The sequence below is a fragment of the Rhodanobacter sp. sgz306013 genome, from assembly GCF_057031145.1.
Map to the genome: position 1 here is coordinate 631,936 of NZ_JBXCIJ010000003.1, position 25,726 is coordinate 657,661.

General features: G+C 68.0%; 19 protein-coding genes and 1 pseudogene. 9 read left to right on the forward strand and 11 right to left on the reverse strand.

The genetic code is table 11. The annotated features are described in order from the left end of the window. Positions 1-5: 5 nt before the first annotated feature. Both AC2EWF_RS12505 and AC2EWF_RS12510 read right to left on the reverse strand, forming a co-directional pair. Positions 6-2,093 (reverse strand): ABC transporter permease, encoded by a 2,088-nt coding sequence (locus AC2EWF_RS12505; protein ID WP_483639691.1) that lies wholly within the window; start codon positions 2,091-2,093, stop codon positions 6-8. 15 nt (positions 2,094-2,108) lie between these two features. Next, the gene (locus AC2EWF_RS12510; protein ID WP_483639692.1) at positions 2,109-3,350 is read right to left on the reverse strand and encodes an efflux RND transporter periplasmic adaptor subunit; all 1,242 of its coding nucleotides are present in this window, start codon (positions 3,348-3,350) and stop codon (positions 2,109-2,111) included. A 208-nt stretch (positions 3,351-3,558) separates the two neighbouring features. Here AC2EWF_RS12510 and AC2EWF_RS12515 point away from each other — a divergent pair, with 208 nt between their 5' ends. The 7 genes from AC2EWF_RS12515 (at position 3,559) to AC2EWF_RS12545 (ending at position 12,142) form a co-directional block, all read left to right on the forward strand. Next, positions 3,559-4,542 carry an HlyD family secretion protein gene (locus AC2EWF_RS12515; RefSeq protein ID WP_483639693.1) on the forward strand — a complete coding sequence of 328 codons (984 nt, stop codon included), beginning with the start codon at positions 3,559-3,561 and terminating at the stop codon, positions 4,540-4,542. After that, complete coding sequence (locus AC2EWF_RS12520; RefSeq protein ID WP_483639694.1) at positions 4,539-5,477, forward strand: ABC transporter ATP-binding protein; 939 nt, start codon at positions 4,539-4,541, stop codon at positions 5,475-5,477. The genes AC2EWF_RS12515 and AC2EWF_RS12520 overlap by 4 nt, the downstream gene beginning before the upstream one ends. Continuing rightward, positions 5,474-6,430, forward strand: coding sequence for an ABC transporter ATP-binding protein (locus tag AC2EWF_RS12525; RefSeq protein ID WP_483639695.1), 957 nt, complete (start codon positions 5,474-5,476; stop codon positions 6,428-6,430). The genes AC2EWF_RS12520 and AC2EWF_RS12525 overlap by 4 nt, the downstream gene beginning before the upstream one ends. Beyond that, positions 6,427-7,563, forward strand: a complete 1,137-nt coding sequence (locus AC2EWF_RS12530) for an ABC transporter permease (RefSeq protein WP_483639696.1) — start codon at positions 6,427-6,429, stop codon at positions 7,561-7,563. The genes AC2EWF_RS12525 and AC2EWF_RS12530 overlap by 4 nt, the downstream gene beginning before the upstream one ends. Before the next feature lie 5 nt (positions 7,564-7,568). Then, positions 7,569-8,702 carry an ABC transporter permease gene (locus AC2EWF_RS12535; protein ID WP_483639697.1) on the forward strand — a complete coding sequence of 378 codons (1,134 nt, stop codon included), beginning with the start codon at positions 7,569-7,571 and terminating at the stop codon, positions 8,700-8,702. 138 nt (positions 8,703-8,840) lie between these two features. After that, positions 8,841-11,426, forward strand: a complete 2,586-nt coding sequence (mgtA, locus tag AC2EWF_RS12540) for a magnesium-translocating P-type ATPase (protein ID WP_483639698.1) — start codon at positions 8,841-8,843, stop codon at positions 11,424-11,426. A 344-nt stretch (positions 11,427-11,770) separates the two neighbouring features. Continuing rightward, a complete protein-coding gene (locus AC2EWF_RS12545; protein ID WP_483639699.1) occupies positions 11,771-12,142 on the forward strand; it encodes a YciI family protein in 372 nt (123 codons plus the stop codon). A 336-nt stretch (positions 12,143-12,478) separates the two neighbouring features. On the opposite strand, the gene AC2EWF_RS12550 is transcribed toward AC2EWF_RS12545, so the two are convergent. From AC2EWF_RS12550 to AC2EWF_RS12560, 3 genes are all read right to left on the reverse strand, one after another. Next, positions 12,479-13,879, reverse strand: coding sequence for a nitrilase-related carbon-nitrogen hydrolase (locus AC2EWF_RS12550; protein WP_483639700.1), 1,401 nt, complete (start codon positions 13,877-13,879; stop codon positions 12,479-12,481). After that, positions 13,876-14,454 carry a TetR/AcrR family transcriptional regulator gene (locus AC2EWF_RS12555; RefSeq protein ID WP_483639701.1) on the reverse strand — a complete coding sequence of 193 codons (579 nt, stop codon included), beginning with the start codon at positions 14,452-14,454 and terminating at the stop codon, positions 13,876-13,878. The genes AC2EWF_RS12550 and AC2EWF_RS12555 overlap by 4 nt, the downstream gene beginning before the upstream one ends. Positions 14,455-14,526: 72 nt before the next feature. Next, entirely contained in the window at positions 14,527-15,126 is a 600-nt protein-coding gene (locus tag AC2EWF_RS12560) for a class I SAM-dependent methyltransferase (protein ID WP_483639702.1), read from the reverse strand. 194 nt (positions 15,127-15,320) lie between these two features. Here AC2EWF_RS12560 and AC2EWF_RS12565 point away from each other — a divergent pair, with 194 nt between their 5' ends. Together AC2EWF_RS12565 and AC2EWF_RS12570 are read left to right on the forward strand one after the other, a co-directional pair. Further along, on the forward strand, positions 15,321-15,884 hold the full coding sequence (locus AC2EWF_RS12565) for a TetR/AcrR family transcriptional regulator (RefSeq protein WP_483639703.1): 564 nt from the start codon (positions 15,321-15,323) through the stop codon (positions 15,882-15,884). 248 nt (positions 15,885-16,132) lie between these two features. Next, positions 16,133-16,342 (forward strand): annotated as a pseudogene (locus tag AC2EWF_RS12570) (metal-sensing transcriptional repressor); the annotation flags it as partial. An 87-nt stretch (positions 16,343-16,429) separates the two neighbouring features. Here AC2EWF_RS12570 and AC2EWF_RS12575 read toward each other — a convergent pair. From AC2EWF_RS12575 to AC2EWF_RS12600, 6 genes are all read right to left on the reverse strand, one after another. Next, positions 16,430-17,422 (reverse strand): YncE family protein, encoded by a 993-nt coding sequence (locus tag AC2EWF_RS12575; RefSeq protein ID WP_483639704.1) that lies wholly within the window; start codon positions 17,420-17,422, stop codon positions 16,430-16,432. A gap of 161 nt (positions 17,423-17,583) precedes the next feature. Further along, the gene (locus AC2EWF_RS12580) at positions 17,584-18,816 is read right to left on the reverse strand and encodes a TolC family protein (protein WP_483639705.1); all 1,233 of its coding nucleotides are present in this window, start codon (positions 18,814-18,816) and stop codon (positions 17,584-17,586) included. Positions 18,817-18,911: 95 nt separating this feature from the next. Further along, complete coding sequence (locus tag AC2EWF_RS12585; protein ID WP_483639706.1) at positions 18,912-21,938, reverse strand: efflux RND transporter permease subunit; 3,027 nt, start codon at positions 21,936-21,938, stop codon at positions 18,912-18,914. Next, positions 21,938-22,939, reverse strand: a complete 1,002-nt coding sequence (locus AC2EWF_RS12590) for an efflux RND transporter periplasmic adaptor subunit (RefSeq protein WP_483639707.1) — start codon at positions 22,937-22,939, stop codon at positions 21,938-21,940. Before AC2EWF_RS12590 ends, AC2EWF_RS12585 begins: the two co-directional genes overlap by 1 nt. Before the next feature lie 185 nt (positions 22,940-23,124). After that, the gene (locus AC2EWF_RS12595; RefSeq protein WP_483639708.1) at positions 23,125-24,558 is read right to left on the reverse strand and encodes a heavy metal sensor histidine kinase; all 1,434 of its coding nucleotides are present in this window, start codon (positions 24,556-24,558) and stop codon (positions 23,125-23,127) included. Further along, positions 24,548-25,231 carry a response regulator gene (locus tag AC2EWF_RS12600; protein ID WP_483639709.1) on the reverse strand — a complete coding sequence of 228 codons (684 nt, stop codon included), beginning with the start codon at positions 25,229-25,231 and terminating at the stop codon, positions 24,548-24,550. The genes AC2EWF_RS12595 and AC2EWF_RS12600 overlap by 11 nt, the downstream gene beginning before the upstream one ends. Between the last annotated feature and the right edge of the window lie 495 nt (positions 25,232-25,726).

Below are 25,726 nucleotides of genomic sequence, written 5' to 3' on the forward strand. Positions count from 1 at the left end.
TCGCCTCACTCGTAGCGCAGCGCCTCGATCGGATTCAGCAGGGACGCCTTGCGCGCGGGATAGTAGCCGAAGAACACGCCGACCGCCACCGAGAAGCTGAAGCCCGCGAGGATCGCGGTGGCGGAGATCAGGGTCGGCCAGTGCGCGATCCATGAAATCACCTGCGAGGCGACCATGCCGCCGAGGATGCCCGCAGCGCCGCCAGTGATGCTGAGGAATACCGCCTCGGCGAGGAACTGCAGCAGCACGTGCAGCCGCCGCGCGCCGATCGCCATGCGCAGGCCGATCTCCCGCGTGCGCTCGGTCACCGACACCAGCAGGATGTTCATGATCCCGATCCCGCCCACGACCAGCGAGATCGAGGCCACCGTGGCCAGCAACAAAGCCATCACCCGGCTGCTGCCCTCGGCCGTCTGCTGGATCTGGCTGAGGTTGCGCACCGCGAAGTCGTTGGGATCGCCGGCGCGGATGCGGTGGCGGCGCGCCAGGGTGGCGGCGACCTGGTCCAGCGCGGCGGGCACGAGCCGGGGATCCTCGGCCTGGACCAGGATCTGGTTGACGTAGCCGGTCAGGCGCGGCGTGACGGCATAGGGATTGACCGGGGGCGGGAAGTAGGGATTGCCCGCCGCCAGCGCGGCGCTCGGCGCGGCCACGCCCAGCACCTTGGTCTCCGCGGTGGTGAACGGGATCATCAACAAGTCGTCCTGGTCCTGGCCAAAGGCGCTCTGCCCCTTGGGGGCCAGCAGGCCGACCACGCGCATCGCCTTGCCTTTCACCAGGATGGTGGCGCCCACCGGATTTTCCGTGGCGCCGAACAGCTGGCTGCGCACCGTGGCCCCCAGCAGCAGCACCATCGCCGAATCGTCGAAGTCCTGCCTGCCGAAGGGGCGGCCCGCGGCGATCTTCCAGTTCGTCACGCCGGCGTAGTCCTCCGACACGCCCATCACCACCGTGCTCCAGTTGTTGTCGCCGTACTGGGTCTGGCCGCCCTGCCGGATCAGGTACGCCACCGTGCCGACGGCGGCGTCCTCGCGCCGGATGGCGGTGGCGTCGGCGACGGTGAGCGTGGATGCGCTGCCGGATCCCGCCCGTGCGCCGCCCGAGGTGACCGCGCCGGGCACGACTACCAGCAGGTTGGTGCCCAGGCTTTCGATCTGCCGCTTCACCGCCTCGTTGGCGCCTTCGCCCACCGCCACCATCGCGATCAGCGCCGCCACGCCGATGAAGATGCCGAGCATGGTGAGGGCGGAGCGCACCCGGTTGCGCGCGATCGCCTGGGCCGCGGTGGTCGCGATCATGCGGGCGAACCCCCGGGTCACCACCGTGGCCGCGGGCGCGGCCGATGGCAGGGAGGCAAGGGCCGGCACCCGCGCGTCGCCCGCATCGGCGACGCGCGCATTCGGCGCATCCGAGACGATGCGTCCGTCGCGCATGGTGATGATGCGGTCGGCGTAGGCGGCGATGTCGGCCTCGTGCGTCACCACCACCACGGTCACGCCGCGTTCCAGGTTGAGCGCGCGCAGCGTGCGCATGATCTCGTGCGAGGTGCGGGTGTCGAGGTTGCCGGTGGGCTCGTCCGCCAGCAGCAGGCCGGGTTGGTTGATCAGCGCCCTGGCGATGGCCACGCGTTGCTGCTGGCCGCCGGACAATTGTCCGGGGCTGTTGCCGCTGCGGCCCTGCAGTCCAAGATCCTCCAGCATCTTCGCGGCCCGCGAAAGACGCTCGGCATGCCTTGCCGCACCGGCCCCGGCGTAGAACAGGGGCAGGGCGACGTTCTCCACTGCGCTGGTGCGCGGCAGCAGGTTGAAGCTCTGGAACACGAAGCCGATCCGGTCGCTGCGGATCCGGGCCAGCGCAGTCTCGCCCAGCCCCGCCACGTCGGTACCCTGGAACAGGTAGCGCCCGGCGGTGGGGCTGTCCAGGCAGCCCAGCAGGTGCATCAGGGTGGATTTCCCCGAACCCGAGGCGCCGACGATGGCGACGAACTCTCCCGCGTCGATGCGCAGCGAGACGTCGTCGAGGGCGCGCACCTCGGTGTCCCCGGCCCGGTAGGTCCGCGACACGTGCTGGAGGTCGATGACCGGCGGTGCCATGGGGATGCCGCCGCGTCACGGGTGGAATCGCGGCGCGGCGCCGGCAGCCGGCGGTCCGGCGGCACTGCGTTCGCCGACGATGACGGTCTGCCCGGGCTTCAACGCACCGCCGGTGACTTCGCTGTAGCTGTCGTCGTCGAGCCCGAGGACGACCGGGACGGCGACGGGGCGGCCGTCGACCAGCGTCCAGACCTGCTTCCCGCCGGCGCCCCGCGCCGATGCGGCAGCTCCGGAGGGGCTGTAGCGCAAGGCCTGGTCGGGAACGCGAAGCACGCGCGGGCGCGCGTCGACGACGATCCTGGCGGTGGCGGTCATGCCCGGCTTGAGCAATTGGCTGCGGTTGTCCACGCCGAGCACCACGTCGTAGGTGACGACGTTCTGGATCGTCTGCGGCGCCTGGCGGACCTGGACCACGGTGGCGTCGAACGTGCGGTCGGCATAGCTCTCGACGTGGAAGCTGGCCTTCTGCCCTTCGCGGATGGCGCCGATGTCGGTCTCGCTGACGTTGGTGTCCACCTGCATGCGGGTCATGTCGGTGGCGATCAGGAACAGCGTGGGCGTCTGGAAGCTCGCCGCCACGGTCTGGCCGATGGTCACGTTGCGCGACACCACCGTGCCGTCGACCGGCGAGACGATGTCGGTGTAGCCCAGGTTGACCTGCGCGGTGTCGAGCGCGGCCTGGCGGCTGGCGATGTCGGTGCGGTCCAGTGCGATCTGGGCGACGGCTTCGTCGTAGGCACTGTGCGCCGCGTCGAGCGCATCCCTGGAGATGTAACCGGTGCGGGCGAGCGTGGCGTCGCGCAGATAGGTCGCCTTCGCATAGGCCAGCGCGGCCTGGTCTTTGCCCAGCTGCGCCCTGGCATTGGCGAGGTTGGCCGATGCCGACGCGACGACGCTCTGGTACGGCCGGGGATCGATCCTGGCGCAGACCTGCCCTTTCTTCACCTGCGTGTTGAAGTCGCAGGAGATCGACTGGATCACGCCGGACACGTACGAGCCGACGATGATGGTGAGCACCGGGTTGATGGTGCCGGTGGTGGTCACGGTGCGGGCGATGGGGCCGACGGTCACGGTGGCGGTCGCATAGGCCGGTGCGCGGGCGGCGACGCGCGACCGGTAGGCGGCCCAGCCTGCCGCCGCGAGGGCCAGGGCGGCCAGGACAGCGGCGGCGATCGCCATCCGGCGGCGCGGGGGCTTGCCGGCGGGTGGGGCCGCGGCCGGGGCCGGTGGCGTCGTCAGGGTCGTGTCGTCATACATGCGAAGGGTTGTTTCCCTTGCCGGTCGACGCATCTTCGCCCCGGGTACGGCAGGCGCGTTGATGCACGTCAACACCTTGCATGGAACCCATCCCGATACTGCGTGCGCCATCCATGTCGCCGGGTCGCCGCATGAAACGTCGAGGCCGAGAGTCCTGCGCTGCCGGGCGCGTGCGTCGCCGCGACAGCGGTGGCGGCAGGAGGCGCGCGTGAACCGGCGCGTGGCCGTGATCGGCGTGCTCGCCCTCGTCCTGGCAGGGGCGGGCTACGCGGTGGTCCGGCATGGCTGGGCAGCGCGGTGGTTCGGGCGCGGCGGCGCGTCATCCACGCTCATGCTTTCCGGCAACATCGAGGCGCACGAAAGCGTGCTCAGTTTCAAGACCGTGCAGTCGCGCATCGTCGCCTTGCCCTTCGACGAAGGGCAGTGGGTCAAGAAAGGGACGCTGATCGCACGGGTGGATGACGCGGACTATCGCCAGCAGGTCGCGATCGCCGAGTCCGGCGTCGCCACGCGGGAACGCGCACTGGCGGCCGCCGGGAGCAACCTGTCGGCCGCGCGCAGGGTGCTGGCCGCCGACTCGGCGGACCTGCACTACAAGACGCTCAACGAGGCGCGCCTGCGCAAGCTGGCGGCCAGCGGCTACGTGTCCCGTGACAGCCTGGACCTTGCCGATGCGGCCATGCGCGGCGCGCAGGCCGGGCTGGAACGCGACCGCGCATTGGCGAAGGCGGCGGACGACAACCTGCAGCTGGCGATGGCCAGCGTCAACGACGCCAAGGCCAGCCTGAGGCTGGCGCAGATCACCGAGGGCTACACCGCGCTGCGGGCACCCATCGACGGCGTGATCCTGGTCAGGCAGGCGGAACTCGGCGAGGTCGTGGTGCCGGGCACGCCGGTGGTGACGATCGCCGACCTCGACCACGTGTGGCTGCGCGCCTACATCAACGAGCCGGACGTGGGCCGGGTGCGCCTGGGCCAGGCCGTGGAAGTGACCACCGACAGTCACCCCGGGCACCACTATCCCGCGCGGATATCGTTCATCAGCGACCAGGCGGAATTCACCCCCAAGAGCGTGGAGACCCACGCCGAGCGCATCACGTTGGTGTATCGCATGCGCATCGACGTGGCCAACCCCTCGCACGAGCTGGTGCCGGGCATGCCGGCCGACGCCACCGTGCAGCTGTCGCCATGAGCGCGAACCCGGTCACCGTGGCCGTGGCGGGCTTGTGCAAGCGGTTCGGTGCGGTGGTGGCTGTGGACGGGCTCGACCTTGAGGTCAGGGGCGGCGAGATCTTCGGGCTGGTGGGGCCGGACGGCGCCGGCAAGACGACGACCTTGCGCATGCTCGCGGCCGTGATGGCGCCGGACGAAGGCAGGGTGGAGGTGGGCGGCGTCGACGTGGTGGCCACGCCCGAGCAGGTGCGCGCGCGGATCAGCTACATGCCCCAGCGCTTCGGCCTGTACGAAGACCTGACCGTCGACGAGAACATCCGCTTCTACGCCGACCTGTTTGCGGTGCCGCCGAAGCTGCGCGAGGAACGCGCCGCGCGCCTGCTGGAGGCCTCGTCGATGGGGCGGTTCCGCAAGCGGCTGGCCGGCCAGCTGTCCGGCGGCATGAAGCAGAAGCTCGGCTTGGCCTGCTCGCTGGTGCATGCGCCGCGCATCGTGCTGCTGGACGAGCCGACCACCGGCGTGGACCCGCTGTCCCGCCGCGAGTTCTGGCAGATCCTCTACGACCTGCGCGGCGAGGGCGTGACGCTGCTGATCTCCACCGCCTACCTGGACGAGGCGGAGCGTTGCGACCGGCTGGCCCTGCTGCATGCCGGGCGCCTGCTCTACTGCGACACGCCGGCCGCGCTGCGCGGCCGCATGCCGGGCGCGCTGGCAGAGTTCGCCTCCGCCATGCCACGGCTGCTGCGCGACGCGCTCCTCCACGCGCCGGGGGTGCAGGGCGTGCTCTTGATCGGCAACGGCATCCACGTGCATATGGACGGGGCTGAACGCCTGCCGGCGCTGCAGGCGCAGCTGCGCGACAGCGGCCTCGCCTGCGACGACGCGCGTATCGTCGCGCCCTCGATCGAGGACCTGTTCGTCGCCCTGCTCGGCGACGGGGGAGCGCAGCCGTGAATGCGAGCCCCGCCGTCATCGCGGTGCGCGAGCTGCACAAGCGCTTCGGCGGCTTCGAGGCGGTGGCGGGCGTGAGCTTCGACGTCGGCCAGGGGGAGATACTCGGCTTCCTCGGGCCCAACGGCGCCGGCAAGTCGACGGTGATCCGCATGCTGTGCGGCCTGCTGCGGCCGAGCTCGGGGTCGCTCCTGGTTGATGGCATCGATGTGGTCCGCGCACCGGAAGCAGCACGACGGCGCATCGGCTACATGTCGCAGAAGTTCTCCCTCTACGGCGACCTCACCGTGCTGGAGAACCTGCGCTTCTTCGGCGGGGTATACGGCGTGGGTCGCGGGCTGATCGGCGAGCGCATCGGGGAGGCGCTAAAGATGGCGGGGCTGGCCGGGCACGCCGACACGCTGGTGCGGGAGCTGGCCAGCGGTTGGAAGCAGCGGCTGGCGCTGGCTTGCGCAATCCTGCACCGGCCCAGGGTGCTGGTGCTGGACGAGCCCACCTCCGGGGTCGATCCGATTTCGCGGCGCCGCTTCTGGGATCTCATCCACGACATGTCCTCGCAGGGCGTGACCGTGCTGGTCTCCACCCACCACATGGACGAGGCGGAGTACTGCAACCGGGTGGCGCTGATCAACCGCGGCAGCATCGTGGCGCTGGACACGCCGGAGCGGATCCGCCATCGCGCGCTGGACGGCGAGCTGGTGGAGATCCGCGGCGCGCCGCTGGGACGCATGCTGGAGCTGCTCTCGACCTACGCGCGGGCGCGCGACGTGGCGGTGTTCGGCAGCGTGCTGCACGCCTTGCTCGGCCATGCTGCGCAGGAGAGGGGGCCGCTGGTGGAATTCCTCGTCGCACACGGCATCGCCGACGCCGCGGTGGAGCGCATCGAGCCCACGCTGGAAGACGCCTTCGTACGCATGATAGGCGCGCAGGCGGAGCCTGCCGGAGCCACGCCATGAAGCTTCGCCGCATCCGCGCGCTCGCCGTGAAGGAGTTGCTGCAAGTGGTGCGCGACCCGCGCAGCCTGATGCTGGCCCTGCTGATGCCGGTGATGCAGCTGTTCCTGCTTGGCTACGGCGTGAACCTTGACATCTCCCACGTACCGGTCTGCGCCTACGACCAGGAGGGCAGCCAGTTCAGCCAGAGCCTGTTCAAGCACTTCCAGGCTTCGCCGTATTTCCGCATCGTCGGCAGCATCCACAGCGACCGCGGCGTACGGCGCGCCATGGACGACGGCACCTGCCGCATGGTGCTGGTGGTGCCGGCGGACTTCTCGCGGCAGGTCTACGGGCAGCGGCACGCCTCCGTGCAGGCCATCGTCGACGCCACCGACGACAACACGGCGACGCTGGCCGCCGCCTACGCGCAGGCGGTGGTCGCGGGGTTCTCCAGCGAGGTGCAGCTGAACATGGTGGAGCGCACCCGCGGCATGCCGCTGCTGCCCGCGGCAGTGGCCCTGCACTCGCGCGTGTGGTTCAACGAGGATCTGGAAAGCCGCAATTTCATCATCCCCGGCGTAGTGGCGCTGGTGCTTGCCCTGGTCGGCGCGCAGCTCACTTCGCTGACCATCGCGCGCGAATGGGAACGCGGCACGATGGAGTTGCTGATCTCCACCCCGGTGACGCCGATGGAGCTGCTGATCGGCAAGATGCTGCCGTATTTCGGCATTGGTCTGGTGGACGCGCTGATATGCCTGCTGTTCGCGGTGCTGTGGTTCGACGTGCCGTTCCGCGGCGGGCTGGCGGCGCTGCTGTTTACCACGTCGCTGTTCCTGGTGGTTGTGCTCAGCGTGGGCTACTTCATCTCGGTGGTGATTCCCAACCAGATCGGCGCCAGCCAGATCGCGCTGGTGATCACCATCATGCCGATCACCATGCTGTCGGGCTACACCTTTCCGATCGACCAGATGCCGGCGGTCATCCGCGGCGTCACCTACGGCATCTACGCGCGCTATTACGTCACGATCCTGAAATCGCTGTTCCTGAAAGGCTCCAGCCTGTACGCACTGTGGTTTCCCGTGCTGGCGCTTGCGGCCTACGCGGCGGTCGCCGCAGTGCTGGCCGCGCGCGCCTTCCACAAGCGCATCGGGTGACGACCATGCTCGAGCGCATCTGGCACGTGCTGGTCAAGGAGTTCCTGGAGCTGCGCCGCGATCGCTGGGCGCGCTTCCGCCTGCTGGTCCCGCCGCTGCTGCAGGTACTGGTGTTCGGCTACGCGGCCACGTTCGAGGTGTTCGGCGTGTCCACCGCCGTGCTGGACCTGGACCATTCGCAGGAGAGCAGGGCGCTGGTCGCGGAGTTCGCCAGCAACCCGCACTTCAAGATCGTGCGCATCGCCGGCTCGCAGCGCGAAGCGGAAGCGGCCATCGACAACAGCGGCGCCGCGGTGGCGATCATCGTGCATGCGGGGTTCGCACAATGGCTTCGCAAGGGCCAGCCGGCGCCGGTGCAGGTGCTGGTTGACGGCACGAATTCCAATTCCGCGCTGATCGCGCTCGGCTACGTCGGCGCGATCGCCAGCGACTACTCGCAGCGCTACCGCAGCGACCTGATCGAGCGCATCGACCCGCACGTGGCCGGCACCCTGGTGCGGATCACGCTGGACGACCGGCCCTGGTACAACACCAGCCTCAACAGCCGCTGGTTCTTCGTGCCGGGTGTGATCGCCACCATCACCCTGATCATGGTGGTCAACCTCACCGCCTTCGCCATCGTGCGCGAGCGCGAGGTGGGCACGCTGGAGCAGTTGATGGTGACGCCGATCCGGCCGTTCGAGCTGATCATCGGCAAGACCATTCCGTTCTTCTTCGTCGGCCTGGGCCTGATGGCGGCGGTGACCCTGATGGGCACGCTGTGGTTCCGCGTACCGTTCCGCGGCAGCGTGCCGGTGCTGCTGTTAGGCACCTCGCTGTACCTGCTGAGCACGCTTTCGCTGGGGCTGCTGATCTCCACCGTGTGCAAGACCCAGCAGCAGGCGTTTGCCACCAATTTCTTCCTGGTGAACCCGCTGTTCATACTCTCCGGCTTCGCCTTTCCCATCTCCAGCATGCCGCCGTTCCTGCAGTGGCTGACCTACGCCAACCCGGTGCGCTACTTCATCGTCATCATCCGCTCAGTGTTCCTCAAGGGCGTGGGCGTGACGGTGCTCGCGCCGCAGCTGCTCGCGCTGGCGGCGATCGGCGCCGTCCTCATGGGGGCGGCGACGCTGCGGTTCCGCAAGTCGATCGATTGAGCGGGGCGGGTGGCCGCGGCGCGGCGACACCAGCCGCCTGCATGGTATCTGGGTTGTTTCAGGCGCCAGGTTCGGGTGGGCTCCCGGTTGACTGTCGTCAATATCGGCGCGTGAAGCGGATGCCATGGTCGCCTCGCCATGAACGACGTCCCGCACCCGCCCGGACCAACCGCGGATCCACGGCAGGCACCGCTGGAATCGCTGTTCGGCCTGCTCGACAGCACGCCCGCGGGACTGTCCGAAACCGAGTCTGCACGCCGCCTGGCTGCGCACGGTCCCAACGAGGCGCAGGCCAACGGCCGCAGCAGCCACCTCCGGACCTTGCTCGGGCTGCTGGGCGATCCCCTGGTCCTGATGCTGCTTGCCGCGGCGACGATCTCCGGGGTGCTGGGCGACCATGTCGGCGCGACGATCATCCTGGTGATGGTCCTGCTCAGCGTGGCGCTCAATTTCGTCCTGAGCTACCGCTCGCAGCGCGCGGCCGAACGGTTGCGCGAGGAGATCGCCCCCACGGCCAGCGCATGCCGTGACGGCACCTGGCGGGAGGTACCGCGCCGGAACCTGGTGCCGGGTGATCTGATCCGTCTTGCAGCCGGCGACCGGGTGCCCGCGGATGCACGCCTGCTCGAAACGCGGGACCTGCACGTGCAGCAGTCGGCATTGACGGGGGAGTCCGCGCCGGCGCAAAAGACCGCCAGCGATCGTCCGCAAGGCGGCGCCGGGGCCGACGCGCCGCACCTGGTGTTCCTGGGCACCTCGGTGGCCGCTGGCACCGCCACGGCGATCGTGCTCGCCACCGGCAGGGACACTGCGTTTGGGGATGTCGCCGCGCGCTTGTCTGAGCGCCCCCCTCCCACCGAATTCGAACGCGGCCTGGCAGGTTTTGCGCGGCTGATCTTGCGAACCGTGTTCGCGCTGGTACTGATCGTGGTGCTGGCCGGCATCGCCATGCACCGGCCGATGCTCGAGACCTTGCTGTTCGCGCTCGCGTTGGCGGTGGGGCTGACCCCCGAGTTCATGCCCATGATCACCACTGTCACGTTAGCGCGCGGCGCGGTGCGCATGGCGCGCCACCGTGTGGTGGTAAAGCACCTTGCCGCCATCGAGGACTTCGGGAGCATGACCGTGCTGCTGAGCGACAAGACCGGCACGCTCACGCGCAGCGAAACCGAGGTGGCGGCGATGGCCGACCCGCTGGGCGCGCCATCCGAACGCGCCGGTGTCCTTGCGCGCCTCAACAGCGCCTTTCAGACGGGTATCCGTAGCCCGCTGGACGAAGCGATCCTGAAGCAATGCCCGCCATCGCGGGACGCCTTCCGTAAGCTGGACGAGATTCCCTTCGACTTCGAGCGTCGTCGCCTCGGCGTCGTGATCGAGCACGACGGCGAAACCTTGCTGATTGCCAAGGGCGCACCGGAATCGGTGCTCGGGCAATGCACCAGCTATGAGACGGATGGCGTACCGCTCTCCCTGGACGCCGATGCGCTGGCAGCCGTCCAGCGCACCGGCGATGCGTTCGGCCAGCGGGGACAGCGCGTGCTGGCGATCGCGTGGCGCAAGGTCGGGCGACGGCAGCAGTACACGGCGGCCGACGAGGCGGACATGGTGCTCGCTGGCTTCGTCGCATTCGCCGACCCCGTGCTGCCGGGGGCGGCGGACAGCCTGGCCGCACTGGCGCGTGACGGCGTGACGGTGAAGATCCTGTCCGGTGACAACGAACTCGTCGTCCGGCATGTCTGCGGACAGGTCGGACTGGATACGCGCGAAGTGGTCACGGGCACCCAAATCGATGCGCTCGATCAGGATGCCCTGGGCGTCGTGGCGACGCGCGTCAACGTGTTTGCCCGTGTCAGCCCCGCACAGAAGCACCGGATCGTGCTGGCACTGAAATCCCGCAACGCGGTGGTGGGCTTTCTCGGCGACGGCATCAACGACGCTCCCTCGCTGCACGCGGCGGATGTCGGCATTTCGGTGGTGAACGCGGTGGACGTGGCGCGCGATGCGGCCGACATCGTGCTGGGCGACCGCGACCTCGGGGCATTGCACGCCGGGGTGATCGAGGGTCGCACGGCGTTCGCCAACGTCACCAAGTACCTGCTGATGGGGACCAGTTCCAACTTCGGCAACATGCTCAGCATGGCGGTGGCGGCGCTGGTGCTTCCGTTCCTGCCGATGTTGCCCACCCAGATCCTGCTCAACAACTTCCTCTATGACATGGCGCAGATCACCATCCCGGGCGACAACGTGGACACCTCGCAACTGACTGCGCCGCGCCGCTGGAGCGTCGGCCTGATCCGCCGCTTCATGCTGGGTGTGGGGCCGATCAGCTCGCTTTACGATTTCCTCACCTTCTATGCACTGCTGGCCTGGCTGCATGCCTCGCCGTCCGAATTCCACACCGGCTGGTTCGTGGAATCGCTGGCCACGCAGACGCTGGTGCTGTTCGTGATCCGCACCACCGGCAACCCGTTGCGCAGCCGGCCGAGCAATGCCTTGATCGTCAGCGTGGTTGCGACGGTCGTGGTCGGCATGGTGATTCCGGTGACTCCGCTGGCCGCGGATCTGGGCTTTGTTCCTTTGCCGCCGGCCTTCTTCGCGTTCCTGATGGTGGCCACGGCCACCTACCTGGCGCTGGTCGAACTGGTGAAGCGCCGCTTCATGGGGCGCGAATCCCTGGCGGGACCCGCCACGGCATCTGCCCGGTCATCGGCACGAGGCGCCTGACCGCCTTGCCGGCCGGCGGATCCGGATTGGCCCTGCGCGTCTGCGCCGGCGTCCGGCCATTTCCTTGCCGGGCACGACTCTGTCAGGCAACTGGGTGCTGCCGAAGTGAGATCAGTCAACCGTACCGGTGCAACGTGATAGTGCATGTCCCTCCACGGAGCCGGCAGCGGCTCATGCCGCACAGTTCGGGAGGTGATCGGGGTAGATTGTCGGCGAGCAGGGCAGGCGCGTGCTTTTGATCCGGGGGCAGGCGGCGCGGGACCCGCCTTAGGCTTTTCCCGTGCATTGTCGATTTTCCATCGCCTGCTTCGTCGCCAGTGCATTCCCACCCACAAGGATCTCCCATGAAATACCTCGGCCTGGCCTACTTCACCCCCGAAAAATTCGCCGCGCTGGCGCCAGGCGACGTCAAGGCGCTGGTAAGCCAATGTCCGCCACTGGATGAGAAGATGCGCGCCACCGGCAAGGTCCTGGTTTCCGCGTCGCTAGGCGATCTGGACGGCTGGAGGACGCTGCGCCCGCGCAGCGGCAAGACGCACGTCACCGATGGGCCTTACATCGAGTCGAAGGAGGTGGTGGGCGGCCTGTTCATCATCGAGGCCGACAGCCACGACGAGGCGCTGCGCATCGCGTCCATGCATCCGGCCGCCACGCTGGGCGAGGACGTCGGATGGGTCGTCGAGCTTATCCCCATGGACTTCTACCTAGCCCGATGAGGGCCCGGGCGCCTGCCCCAGGATCACTTTGGCGCTCCGTTCCCCGCCGACGCCTTCACGTCTATGCAAGGTATCGCGGCAAAGCCTGCCTCTGGCCGACAGCTGATTCCCGGACAAGGCGACTAGGCCAGGTTATCGGGCATGGGCATACAAGAAGGAGCGAACGAAGCGATCACCGGGCAGCGCTGGCCCGCTGCCTTGGCGAAGCCGTCGACGTCGCATCTACGCGACACAAGGCTCAGAAGCAGGCGCCCAGCGGCAGCCACGAGCCATGGTTTCGTGTCAGCCATCGCGCTGCCTGGGGCGATCCCGACAGGTCGCGAAGGCCTGCAAGGACTAAAGGGCGGCGCGGCGCAGCCGTCGCCAGGCCGGCAGCCCTGCACCTAGCGCGAGAGCGAAAAGCCCGCAGAGCCACGGGAATACGTTGCCGATCCGCGTATAGAGCGTTGGACCGGGTCCCAGCGGCAGGTCGGCGACGATTATGGTCAGGCCCGCCGGCGCATCCTTCTTGACGGCGAGCAGACGCCCCTGCGCGTCGCTGGCGTACACCAGGCCGTTGTTGGCAGCCCGCACAATCGAAAATCCGCCTTCGACGCCGCGCATCACGGACATGATTCCGTGCTGCCAGCCATCGATGCCCATGTCGCCCGCGGGCACGCCCATCAGGCGTATGCCCCTGGCGGCATCGGAACGGATGGTGTCGGGGAAATCCATGTCCTTGCAGATCTCCATGGCGCGGCCATCGCCCAACCAGCCCGAGACATGCCCCGGTGTCAAATCGGCCTCCAGGCCCGGCACCGGGTGGCGCTTGTCGTAGCGCCGGGTCCTGCCATCGGGCGTGATCGCCAGCGTGAAGTCGGCGGCCGGCGTCACGGAATGGAAGCCGGCGATGATCTGCACGCCCGTCTCCTCGGCGGCGGCAACGAGCGGCGCGACGACCGTGTCCTGTCCGGCAGGGGACGATGCCATGCCACCTTCCGGTGTAACCACGAACCTGGCGCCTTCCCGGGCGGCCGCACGGATCTCGCGCGCATAGGTTTCGGTCACCGCCGTCTGGGCGGACACGGTCTTCGCCCGCCAGGCATCCGCCACGGCCGTCTCATCGACGATGCCCGCCACCCGCAGCACGTCGGGCTGCGGGCGCGCGAGCCGGACGATACCGAACACCAGATTGGCCGCGCAGATCGTCAGCCCCAGGACGACTGCGGCCGTGTTCCGTCTGAGCCGCAGCGCCATGGCGAGCGTATTGGCGAAGAGGCAGATCAGGAACGTAACGGCATACATTCCCAGGAGCGACGCGCTCTGGATCAGGACGGGCGCCGACATCGTGCTGTAGGCGAGTGATCCGTAGGTGCCGTTCGGGGACTGCAGTTCGATCAGGAACTCGAAGGCTGTCCAGCAAGCCGGAAACGCAAACAGCGTGAGGAGCGGTGACGCCCGGCGCTGCACGAAGCGCGCGAACCATACCGCGACGCAGAAGAGCCCGATGTCGACCACCAGAGCCGACGCGAGGACGAGCGGCGGTATCAGGTGGAGGTAGGGCGATTGCAGCATGTAGCCTGCGCCGCCGAGGAGCGCGATGGCGCTTGCCCCCATCACTTGCCACGTGCGTGCATTGCCATAGGCGAGCCACAACAGCGGCACGGGCGCGAGCCAGGCCAGGGCCCAGACAGGGACGTACCCCTGTGAGAGATAGAACATGATGCCGCTCAACACGGCGGCCAGCAGGGCGGTCATGCGTTTTTCCCGGACGGTTTGAGGGAATCGAGGAACTGGCGCTGCGCCGAGCGGTACAGCGCCTTGAACTGTTGGTCGCTGGCGAAACGCCTGGCGCGCTGCATGGACACGAATCCCTGTCCGTAAGCCACCAGCGCCATGGCGATCCCGAATGTAGGCTCGTCGCGGAACCGGCCATCGGCCTTCGCCTGATCGATTCGTGCCATCACGAGCGCAATCGCCGGCGAGCGGCCCGCGGCGAAATCATCGGGGAACCGGCGCGCCGCGGGCGCGGGCAGGAAGAACGCCGCGTCGAACCTGTGCGGCTGCGAGAGCGCGAAATCCAGGTAGGCCTCCATCAGCGCCTTCAGCCACTTCACCGGATCCTTGGCGCGGATGCGGTGAACGATCGCCTCCCAGGCGGAGATGCCGTCCTGCATGAGGGCGTTGATCAGCTCGTCCTTGTTCTTGAAATGGCGGTAGAGCGCCATCGGCGAGAGGCCCGCCCGCTGGGCGACCCTGCGGACGGTCAGCCCCTCGAAGCCGCTGGATTCGAGCACGGCCTTCGCGGCCGAAAGTATGCGGTTCCTGGTCATGTGTACAAAGTACACTGACGAGTACTAAGTACACAAGCCAATTCTGCAGGCCAAGTTCTACTGCGATCAACGTCAGGCTCGCACCGCGAGAGTGAAGTGCATGCCGGCACCCTGGACGGTGCCGCCGTCGCGTAGGTGGAGGCCGGCGTCCGTGAGCAGCGATTGCACCTCTCCGGCGGCCACGGCGCCATGGCGATGGAGGCGCGCCAGCCAACTCTCCTGCTGGACGGAGGGAGCCGCGTAGTCCACCACCAGCACACGGCCGCCCGGTGCCAGTACCCGGGCCATTTCGCTCACGCACTGGCCCCGTACCGGACGCGGCAGGTGGTGGAGCATCAGGGTGCTGCATGCCACGTCAAAGCTGCCGCCAGCAAAAGGCAATGCCTCGGCTGCAACACGCCGGAAGTCAATCGGCACGCCCAGGCGGTGCGCTTTCCGCAGGGCCCGTTCGATCATTGGTGCGGAGGCGTCGATGCCGCACACCATGCCTGCCATACCGACCAGCGCCTGCGCGGCGACCGCCAGCGAGCCTGTGCCGCACCCCACGTCCAGTACCCGCTCGCCCGGCGCAATCCGCGCCAGTTGGGCAAGCCGTGCGTAGGGTACGCGTCCATGGCCGAAGGACAGCAAGCCAGTCACCAGATCGTAGTAACGTGCATGCGAGCGCAGCACGTGGCCTTTCGCGGCCGGCGTAGAGTGTTGAGCCATGACGTGATCCCGGCATGCCAAGAACTTGGCGTTGCGTCACTGTGGCGCTCGCCCGTTGATCTGCGAAGAACGCCTCGGCCGTCTTTGTTCGATACTGGACAAGATGACCGGCGATGTACGGAAACCCACGCATCGCGTTGCTACACTCTTGAAGGCCCATGGGCAAGTCCGACACCCGCACACACAGGACCGAACGCCGACTGCACGCGTCTCTGGCCTCGCTGATCCACGAGAAGGACTATGAGTCCATAGTGGTGAAGGAGATCCTTGCACGCGCCGAGGTGGCGCGGTCTACCTTCTATACGCACTTCGATGACAAGGAAGGCTTGCTGCTGAGCTGCATCGAGGGGATGCTGGACGATGCACGGGCAGAGACGCGGGGTGTCACCGACCACGTCGACCGGTTGCTGAGCTTCAGTCTTCCCTTGCTGCGGCACATCCAGGCCAACCGCGGGCGCGTGCCCACCGACTTGGACATGTCATCGCAGCAACCGGTACACCGGCGGCTGAAGCAGGTACTGGTCACTCTGCTGGAGGCAGACCTGCGACGCTTGCGGGGCAAGCCGGGCGCTCCTGCCCTGGCGCCGGAACTGCTAGCACGAATCCTGGTCACTGCGTTCTTCGAGGTCACAGCTTGGTGGGGACAAAGCATGCCCAAGCTTGAACCTGAAGCGGTGCACGCAACCTACTGCCGGCTGGTGGAGGCGAGCCTGCGCGGGTGACGCCGGTGTCGCAACACGATGGGAGGCGTGCACCGGGTGATCGGACCTCCCCTGATCAGGGGTTCGAACGGTTTGTTGTCCTTTTCTTCTGCACGCGGGGCTGCCTGCCGTGCCGCGAGGGCCGCCAGCCAGATGTCGAGCGAGGTCCCCCACTTTTGTGTAGCGCCGGGGTCTGGAGTCCCATGCCCCCTTGGTAACTGGATGGTGAAGTCGGGGCAATATCCCATGCGGCGGCGGGCAAGAAGCAGTTGACCGCCCCCGTCTGCCGCATTGGCGGGCAGCTCTCTGCGCTCGAACGCAATCCCGGGGCCGACGCAGGATGGGCGGTCGTACCAGGTCAGGTCGCTGCTGCGCGTGGGGCCATCCAGGGCCTTGGGCCCCAGATCCTCGAAGACCATCGCCGCCGACACGTGGCCGCGAGCAGATCCAAGGGACAAGCCGAGCTGCAGACGATCCTCGACGTTCTCAAGACCTATCCGAAATGCCCCGGACCTGGCCGCGTCCGCCGCTGTCCATTCGTCGCGCCTTCCAAAGGACGAACAAGCCTAAAGCTGGGGCCGCGTAATCCGCAGCCTGGATTTGCCCAACATGGGTTTCAGCGGAAAATAAGCTTGGTGTGTGGTGCCATCCACGGCGACAACATGGGCATTCGGGCCAAGCATCGCGGTAGCAAGCGGTCGGACGGCTTGCCCGGTGAGTTTGAAGATGGACACTTCACCGGATTCGCCGGCCACGTAGAGCCAGCCGAGCGAGGCGTCGAAGGCCAGGACATCCGGATCGTCGGCGACGTCGAAAGTGGCTCGCACCTTTCGAGTGGCCAGATCCAGCACCAACAGCTTGCTGTTGTCTTCACACGCGATGAAGGCCAGCCGGGAGGCGGCATCGATGTAGAGGCCGTGGTTGCCAGCGGCACCCGGCAAGCGGGTCCGGCGAACCACCTTGTCAGTGACGGGGTCGATTTCTGCCAGCTGCTGGCGAGTCTGCACGTTCGCGAAGATGTGCTTGGTGGCTGGATCGTATTGGGTGTTGCCCACTTCGCCGCCAAGCGGGATCGTGGCCACCCGGGCATTTGTTCGCACGTCGATCGCCGTGTCGGTGCCGCCGTGCTCGTCGGAGACGTACAGCTTGTGCACGTCAGGGGCATAGGCCATGCCGTCTGGATAGTCCCCGGCGGGAGTGCGCGCGATGATCTTGAAGGTCCTGGGGTCGATCGCGACTACCTCGTTGGTACCGGTTGCCGAGGCATACACCCGGTCCAGCTCGGGCACATACAGCACGCCGTGGACATGGCTGACACCAGGAATGGTCGCCACCACCTTGCGCCCGGCGGTATCGAATACGACGACGGCGCTGTCGCCCAGGTGCGCCAGGAAAAGCAGATGGCTCCGCTCGTCGAGGCTGGCATAGTCCCAGCGCGTGGCCCTGCCGGGCAACGGCACGTCCGCGAGCGTGGTCAGCGGCAGTCGGCTGCCGGGATCGCTGGAGGCACTGAAGACAGGGGGGGCGACCATGAGCGCCGCAAACGCCACCAGGGCCATCGGGACTCGACGGCATATCCGACCTGCCTTGTGGTTCATTCGTATGCCCCCTGCCCAAAATGGGCATCCTACGCGAGTTGCCATGAAGCAGCTGTGCGGGCAATGGCTGCGACAGCGTGGCTAGCAGCCACGCTTGCCCACGAGGCGAGCATCCCTATCTTTCATTCCGCGCCGATGTCCGCCAACAATGCCCTGAGCGCCGCTTGCTGTTCCAGCATGACTTGCTCGACGCCGAGCCGGTCCAGGTGTTGGTCATCCTGCCGCAAGCGGAGTTCGAGGCGCTGTGCTTTGGACAAGTCGCCTAGCATCGCCGATTGTTCCAGCTTTGCAGAGACGTTCGCCTGAACAGCTTCGCTGGTGGTCAGCTCGTCGCGCTGCTTCCGCAGGATCGCGCGGTCCTTCAACAGGCGGCCGATGTCGGACCTCGCCTGGGCGAGCCGCAGCGCGTACTCGTCGTGCAATGTCTGGCGCGTTGCCTTTTCAATGGCCACGTTGCCGCGGTTGCGATTGAAGATCGGCAGGGTCAGCGAGACCCGGAAATTTCGCGAGCTGATGGCGTCGGTGTCGCGGCTTCGGGAAAAGCCGATGTCGATCGATGGGAACTGCTGCCAGATCGCGCGGCGGTAGCGAGCGTCCTCGCTCTCGTAGCCCGCCTGCAGCGCCAGCAGGTCCGGGCGACGCTGGGCGAGCGTGGCCAGGTCGCGGTCGATTTCCACTGTACCGGGGCCGGCCGGAACGGCGGGTTCCAGCAGCGTCAGATTCGCTTCCGGCGACAGGCCCAGCAAGGCATCGAACGCCTGTCGGCTGGCGAGCAGCTGCCGCGTCATGCGCTCGCGGCGGGACTGCACGGCTTGCAACGCGGATTGGTCGAGGCCGAGGTCCGCAAGCGACACGTCGCCGCGTGACTGGGCACGCGCCAGTTGCTCGTGGAAGCGCTTGCGCTGCCGGGTTTCGTCGCGCAGCACGTCCAGCATCTTCGCCTGGTAGACGCAGCGCACGAACAGCTGCCGGGAGGCGACGATCACCTGCCACTCCTGCCAGAGCAGGTTGAGGTCCACCTGCCTCGACGACGCCTTGGCGATGCGCACATCCAGGGCACGGGAAAGCAGGCCCGTGAGATCGTAAGACAGGCCTGCGCTGTAGGCCGTGCTCTCGGAAGGGCCGGCGGAGGGGTAGCCGCGCGAGAAATCCAGTACGGGATCGGGCAGCAGCCCGGCGGCGAAGGCCTGTGCGTGGGCGATGCCGCGCTGGTCCCGCGCTGCCTTCAGCATCGGGTTGTTGGCGACGGCCAGCATCGCCACGTCGGCCATGTCCAGGCCGCGGGAGGGATCGAAAACATGTTTGCGCAGTGCAGGGATCGGCATCGTTGCCGCGTCGATCTTCAGGTCCGCCACGCTCTCCGGCAGGCGGGAGTCCTGCGCCAGCGGCAGCGGCCTGTACGTGGCGCAGGCCACCAACGCCAGGCAAAGAACGCATGCCAGTGCACGCCTCATGCCCGCGCTCCCCAGCGGAGATAGAGCGCTGGCAGCAGGTTGGTGGACAGCACGGCGCTCCACAGCACGCCGCCCAGCACCACGATGGCCAGGCCTTGTTCCGGCGCGGCGCCCGTGCCCAGGCCCAGCGCAGTCGGCAACATGCCCAGCACCGCCGTGAGCGTGGTCAACACGATGGGGCGCAGGCGCTCGCGCACGGCGCGGCGTACGGCGCCCTCGCGCGGCATGCCCTGTCTTTCATGGGAGCGCACGTACGCCAGCAGCACGATGCCGTGGTTGAGGCTGACGCCGACCAGGGTGAGCAGGCCGATCAGGCCGGTGGCGTTGAGTCCCACGCCGGAAATGGCCAGCGCCAGCGCGGCGCCGGTGAAGGCAAGCGGCGCCTGCAGCAGCAGGATCACCGGCAGGCGCCAGCCGCCGAACTGCAGGGACAGGATGCCCAGGGTGAGCAGCATGGCCAGCAGCACCGCCACTCCCAGCGCTTCGACCGTGTGGATCAGCTCCGGATACATGCCGCCGAATTCGATGCGGTATCCGGCCGGCCATCGTACCGACGACAGCGCGGCCCTGGCGGCGGCGGTGGTGCTGCCCAGCGGGCCGGTGGGCGTGGCCATGATGCTGAGGGCGCGTTCGCCGTCCAGGTGTTCCAGTTGGTTGGGCTGCACTTGCAGGGTCAGCCGCGCCACGTGCGACAACGGCATCCAGCCCCGGGAGCTGGAGATCGGTTCGCGCCCAAGCTGGGCAAGGTCGAGATACGGCGCGTCGGCCTGGCGGATGTACAGCTCGCGCTGGCTGGCGCCATACGGCAGGCTCGCCAGCACGCGGCCGCGCAGCAGCAGACCAAGCTGGTCGCCGAGCGCGGCGGGCGTCAGCCCGGCACTGCGCAGCGCATCCGTGCGCGGTGCGATCTGCAGCTGGGTTACCGGGTAGGCATCGTTGTTGAAGATGTCGGTGAGCGCAGGCACGGTGCGCAGCCTGGCCGCCACGGTCTCCGACAGGCTGCGCAAGGTGTCGATGCGATCGCCGTAGAGCAGCACCTCGAACGGCTGCGGCAGGCCCGACAGGCTTTCCCCCACGCGCTCGATGGTGGGCGTGTCGATGCTCTGCACCACGCCCGGCTGCTCGGCGACGTCGTGCAGGTGCTGGGCGATCTGGTCGAGGCTGTTGGCGTTGAAGCCTGGCTTGAGCACGATCTGCATCTCGCCGGCGAAACTGTGCTCGGTGTAGGCGGATTGCTCCGGCGAGCCGTTGCGCACGAAGACGTGCGCCACGGCCGGGTCCGCCTGCAAGGCATCGCTCATGCGTCGCGATACGGCGACGGCGTCGTCCAGCGAGGTGCCCGGCGCGAAGGTGAAGCTGTCGAGCAGCACGCCCTCGTTGGGCAGCGGCAGGAAGTTCACCGGCACGATGGCCAGCGCCCCGACGGCAACCACGAAGGCCACCGCGGCGACGGCGAGGCTGGCGCCGGGGCGGCGCAGGGTCACGTCCAGCAGTTTGCCGTTGGAGCGCGCTAGGGCATCCATGAAGCGGCGGCCGCCCTGAAACACGTGTCCCGGGTGCGTGCCGCGGTATCCCAGCACTGCGGGGACCATGGTCAGCGACACGGCCAGGGACGCGAGCAGCGCCAGGCTTATCGCCAGCGCGAAGGGCCGCATGAACAGTCCCGCCAGCCCCGACACCGCCAGCAGGGGCAGGTAGGCCGCCACCGTGGTGAGCGTGCCGGTGGTGTCGGCGACGGCGATGTCCTTGACGCCGGCCTGCACGCCCTCCCATCCGGCCATGCCGTTTTCCCAGCGGTGCTGGATGGCTTCGAGCACGATGATGCCGTCGTCCGCCAGCAGGCCCACCGCCAGCGTCAGTGCGCCCAGCGTCAGCAGGTTGAGGCTTTGTCCCAGGACATACAGGCCGCCGATGGCAAGCAGCAGGCTGGTGGGGATGCTGAGCGCCAGCACGCCCACGCCGTGCTGGCGGCCGAGTATCCAGACCAGCACCAGGATCGCCAGCACGCCGCCGATCAAGAGATTACGCAGCAGGTCGTGCCCGATCAGCGACACCAGGTAGGACTGGCGATAGATCGGCACCCAGGCCACGCCCTGCGGCAGCTGCCCCTGCAGCGCTGCCAGGGTGTGCATCACCGCCATGTCCACCGGGATCGTCGATGCCCCCGGCTGCTTGAACACGATCAGGCCAAGGCCCGACTGGCCGTCGATCTGCACCGCGTAATGGACGTCGGGCGGGCCGTTGACCACATGGGCCAGCGCGCCGAGCGGCACCGCGCCGCCGGGCGCAGGCACAGGTATGGCCAGCACGTCGCCGGCCTCGACCGGCAGGTGCCGCACTTCCAGCAGCACGTCCTGGTGCCCGAGCGTGGTGCGGCCGGCCGGCGCGAGCACGGCGGCATGGCCGACCGCGGCCGCCAGGGCGTCCACGTCGACATGGTGCTGGATCAGTGCCGCGGGATCGGGCTGGATCCAGATCGTGGGCGGCCCCGCGCCGAACAGTTCCACGCGCTGCACGCCGGGCACGGCACGCAGCGCCGGCAGCACGTGGGTACGGATCGCATCTTCCGCCTGCCACAGGGGAACGCCGGCCGGCACGCGCACTCCGGCGTCCAGCACCTCGTTCATCGCGTTGCCCATGATTTCGGCATACGGCGCGACCTGGGGCGGCAGGCTGGCGCGTGCGCGGTCGATCGCGCTGTAGACCGCCTGCAGATCCAGCTGCGGATCGCTGCCCTGGGTGAAGCGCACCGCGAACTGCGCGCTGCCCTGGGCGATGCTGGTGCGCAGGTTGTCCAGGCCCTGCAGCCCGAGCAATTGCCCTTCGACGGGCCGCGCGACCAGCGACTCCATTTCCAGCGTGGCGTAGCCTGGCGCGTGCACCACCACGCCGATCTGCGGGAAATCAAAACGCGGCAGCACCTCGGCCGGGATGCGCCACAGCGCATAGGCGCCGTAGCCGAGCAGCAGGCCGAAGGCCATCACCCAGGGCAGCGGACGGCGGAGGAGGGCGATCCATCGCATCAGTCGGGCGGCGTGTATTGCGCGGCGAAGTTGCGGTGGTAGAGCAGGTAGGCGTCACGCACCACCACCGGCACGCCGGGTTTCAAGCCCGCCGTGATCACGACGTCGTTGCCCCGCGAAGGGCCGGGCGTCACGGCCTGTGCCGCCAGCTTGCCTCCGATCTCGGTGAGCACGTACCACTTTCCGGCATCGAGGATCAGCGACTGCGCCGGCACGGCTACCGCGGACTCTGTACCGCTGCGCCAGGACACCTCGCCGGTTTCGCCCGCTTGCCAGGCAGCCGGAGCGACGGGCACGAAATTCAGCACGCGTGCGCCATTGGCGGCGCGCGCCGGCAGCTCGGCGACCAGCCTCACCTTGATGGGCGGGCCGCCATCCGACGGCGTGAAGCTGCCGATCGACCCGACTGGCCGCGTGTTGCCGAACCATTCTGCGCGCAGCCACAGCTGGCCTTGCGGCAGCAGGGTCAACACTGCTGTGCCAGCCTGCACGTCGGAGCCAGGGGCGACTTCGACGGTGCCAACGGTCGCGTCGGCGGGGCTGTCCACGGAGCCCTCTGCTTCCAGCGTGGCCAATGTGGCGTGCGCGGCGGCCCACTGGCCCTGGGCCGCGCCCAGCGCCGATTGCGCCGCATCCAGTGACTGGCGGTTGCTGGTCAACGGGTAGGTGCGCTGCACGGATTCGACGGTGCGCCTGGCCGATGCCAGGGCCTGCTGCGCGGACTGCATCCGCCCGCGCGCCGCGGCGAGTTCGCCATCGAACTGCGGGCCGCCAAGGGTGACCAGCGTCTGTCCTGCCATCACCGCCTGCCCGGGCGTCACCCGCACATGGACGATGCGCGCCGCGGTCACCGCACGCAGTACCAGTGGTGCGGTGGTTTCCACGCTGGCCCAGGCACGGTTTTCCGGACGGTAGCTCACGGCCCGCGCGGACATGGTCGCCGGCCCGGCCACGACCGGGGTGGCCAAAGCGAGCAGCAAAGCCGCGCGCGACCAGGGCATGCTGCGCTTCCTCCAAAGTGCCTCACCTGCAAGGCGGTGACGGCAAAGAGTGTAGGAAAGGCGGCCCGGCAGTCCGCGATCAATCACATGACAAAAATGTCATGGCGCACATCCATGTGTGCAACCCTGCGGGCGCCCTTCGGGCGTGCAAAACGGCAGTCCTGCCGTTTTGTCATGGCGCCGTGTCAGGTGTTGCGATGTGGCTGCGGCGATGATGGGAACCGGAGCGATACCGTGGTGCCTTCACCCGGCTGGCTGTGCAAGGCGACGGAGCCGCCGTGTGCCTCCACGATGGTCTTGGTGATGGCGAGCCCCAGGCCCGTACCTTCGCCGTCGGCGTGCTTGCGCGAGGGACTCACCTGATAGAAGCGGTCGAACAGATGCGGCTGATGGGCCGTGTCGATGCCGACACCGCGGTCCACCACCCGTACCTCCGTGCTGCCGTCCGCCTGCATGTGAAGTTCGACGCGGATTTCCTCGCGCGCCTTCGAATGCTGGATGGCATTGGCCAGCACGTTGGTCAGCGCCTGCCGGAACAGCACAGGGTCGGCGAGTATCAAGGCATTCCCCTCCAGCTGGATGTCCAGCCCGCGGGACCTGGCGCCGGGGAGCTGCTGCGCAACGACCCAATGGCAGGCTTCCCCGCCATCGAACGCCTCGACCTGGAGCGCGGCTTCGGCACGCTCGGCGCGCGCCATGAACAAAAGATTGTCTACCAGTGCGTGCAGGCGCCGGCATTCTTCCAGGTTCGACTCCAGCGCTTCGCGGTATTCGTCGCCGCCGCGGTCGCGCAGCAGGCACACGTCCAGCGAACTGCGCATGTTGCTCAACGGCGTGCGAAGCTCATGCGCGAGGTCGGACGAGAAGCGCGACAAGCGCCCGAAGGCTTCTTCCAGGCGGCTCAGCATCGAGTTGAACACCGTGACCAGTTCGTCCAGTTCGCGGGGCCACGGCGGCTCGCCCGGAATGCGCGCCGACAGATGCTTCGGGGTCACTTCGCGCGCGGCATTGGTGATGCGCTTGAGTGGCGCCAGGCCGTGTTCGGCCACGAAATATCCGGCCGCCACCAGCAACGGGGTCAGCAGCGCGAAGGCCAGCCAGATGGCACGGCGCAGTTCGGTCAGCAGATTGGCGTCGCGGGTCGCGTCCATGGCGATCTGCACGTGCAGCGGCGTCGTCGCGTCCGACGACCGCAGGTTCGCCGTCGCAAGCGCATACACATGCGGGCCGGTCTTCAGCATGCGGATGGCATCGGGCGCAGATTGCGATCGGGGGAATGCGTCGGGTGGCAGCGCATCGTGCATGCCAGGCGTTTCGCCCAGGATACGGCCGGCGCCGGACAGCACCCTGGCCTGGTACTGGCGCACGTCGCCTTCATCTGTTTCCCTCGCGATTTCCTTCAGCAGGCTGCCCGGTTGACCGTGGCCGTCATCCAGGTCCGTCTGCAGTTCCGCCGTCTTCGCGCGCAGGAAGCGCTGATGCTCTGCATCAAACGTGGCGGACAACTGCCACATGACCATGCTCGCGAGCAGCGCCATCGCAATCAGTACCGCCAGGGTGTAGAGAAGCGTGAGGCGACCGCCGATCGAGGACAGGCGACGGGCGCGCTCAGTCGTCATGGGCATCGAGCATGTAGCCCACGCCACGCACGGTCTGCAGCATGGGCGACGGGTAGGGCGTGTCGACCTTGGCACGCAGCCGGCGGATCACGACATCCACGACATTGGTCTGCGTATCGAAGCACGGTCCCCACACGCTTTCGGCGATCAGCGTCCGCGACAGGACCCGCCCCCGATGGCGAGCCAGAAGGAGCAGCAGGGCATACTCCTTGGGCGTCAACTGCAAAGACAGGCCGGCGCGTTCGACGCGGTGGCGGAGCAGGTCGAACACGAGATCTCCGACGCGCAGGCTGCTGTCGCCGGCCATGGACGTCGCCGCCTGCCTGGTGATATTGCGCACCCGCGCCACCAGTTCGGCAAAGGCGAACGGCTTGACCAGGTAGTCATTCGCCCCGAGCTCAAACCCGCGCACGCGGTCCTCGACGTGGTCGCGCGCAGTGAGGAACAGGATGGGAGTCCGGTTGTTCTCTCCGCGCAAGGTCTTGATCAGGGTCCAGCCGTCCAGGCCCGGCAGCATGACATCCAGCACGGCGGCATCGAACGCGTGCCCGCGCAGCAGGCTCAGCGCAGTCTGCCCGTCTTCAACGGCTTCGACCGCAAATCCGAGTTCACGGAGCCCCTGGGCGACATAGCGCCGCGTCTTGGCTTCGTCCTCGGCGATGAGAATCCGCATGGAGCTGCATCCTTCGTCCGGTCGCTTCAATGCGCAACAGGCTGACACCAAACCATGCTATCGGTCAGCGACATGCGGCAGCTAGTTGACCGCTGTTCCCGCCCTGAAAGTCCGATCGGCTAACCCATTGATTTAGATGCGGTGCGTGAGGGCTTGTCGACCCCATTTTGCAATGACTGCTTCAGAGAGGCCTCCGCGGTCAGGGCGAGCCTTCCGGCTATCCCCGCGGCGTCGAAGGCATTTGCTCGGCCCCCGACTCGCTTGACGGATGCCGGCCTGGGGCGAGGTTGAGGGAGCGCTCCTCTATCCGGGTTTTTCCATGGCGACGCCGGCTGCGCATTCGCCGGCGTCGTCGACCTTCCGCGTGAAAGGACTCCATCGGTTCCCGGCCATCGGCATGTCCGGACCGCGACTGCCGCGGAACGCTGCGGCAAAGGGCGCTCCGACGAACATGCAGGGCGGCGAGGCGCGTGTGCCTGTCGACCGCGACGGCGC

Excerpts from the sequence above, each read along its gene's own strand:
- AC2EWF_RS12550 (WP_483639700.1), bottom strand. The coding sequence starts at position 13,879 with ATGACCGCCCTGCTGGCCGCCGTGTTGAGCGGCATCATGTTCTATCTC.
- AC2EWF_RS12595 (WP_483639708.1), bottom strand. The coding sequence starts at position 24,558 with ATGACGACTGAGCGCGCCCGTCGCCTGTCCTCGATCGGCGGTCGCCTC.
- AC2EWF_RS12545 (WP_483639699.1), top strand. The coding sequence starts at position 11,771 with ATGAAATACCTCGGCCTGGCCTACTTCACCCCCGAAAAATTCGCCGCG.
- AC2EWF_RS12585 (WP_483639706.1), bottom strand. The coding sequence starts at position 21,938 with ATGCGATGGATCGCCCTCCTCCGCCGTCCGCTGCCCTGGGTGATGGCC.
- AC2EWF_RS12555 (WP_483639701.1), bottom strand. The coding sequence starts at position 14,454 with ATGACCAGGAACCGCATACTTTCGGCCGCGAAGGCCGTGCTCGAATCC.
- AC2EWF_RS12590 (WP_483639707.1), bottom strand. The coding sequence starts at position 22,939 with ATGCCCTGGTCGCGCGCGGCTTTGCTGCTCGCTTTGGCCACCCCGGTC.
- AC2EWF_RS12520 (WP_483639694.1), top strand. The coding sequence starts at position 4,539 with ATGAGCGCGAACCCGGTCACCGTGGCCGTGGCGGGCTTGTGCAAGCGG.
- AC2EWF_RS12530 (WP_483639696.1), top strand. The coding sequence starts at position 6,427 with ATGAAGCTTCGCCGCATCCGCGCGCTCGCCGTGAAGGAGTTGCTGCAA.
- AC2EWF_RS12600 (WP_483639709.1), bottom strand. The coding sequence starts at position 25,231 with ATGCGGATTCTCATCGCCGAGGACGAAGCCAAGACGCGGCGCTATGTC.
- AC2EWF_RS12510 (WP_483639692.1), bottom strand. The coding sequence starts at position 3,350 with ATGTATGACGACACGACCCTGACGACGCCACCGGCCCCGGCCGCGGCC.
- AC2EWF_RS12505 (WP_483639691.1), bottom strand. The coding sequence starts at position 2,093 with ATGGCACCGCCGGTCATCGACCTCCAGCACGTGTCGCGGACCTACCGG.
- AC2EWF_RS12565 (WP_483639703.1), top strand. The coding sequence starts at position 15,321 with ATGGGCAAGTCCGACACCCGCACACACAGGACCGAACGCCGACTGCAC.
- mgtA (WP_483639698.1), top strand. The coding sequence starts at position 8,841 with ATGAACGACGTCCCGCACCCGCCCGGACCAACCGCGGATCCACGGCAG.
- AC2EWF_RS12535 (WP_483639697.1), top strand. The coding sequence starts at position 7,569 with ATGCTCGAGCGCATCTGGCACGTGCTGGTCAAGGAGTTCCTGGAGCTG.
- AC2EWF_RS12575 (WP_483639704.1), bottom strand. The coding sequence starts at position 17,422 with ATGGCCCTGGTGGCGTTTGCGGCGCTCATGGTCGCCCCCCCTGTCTTC.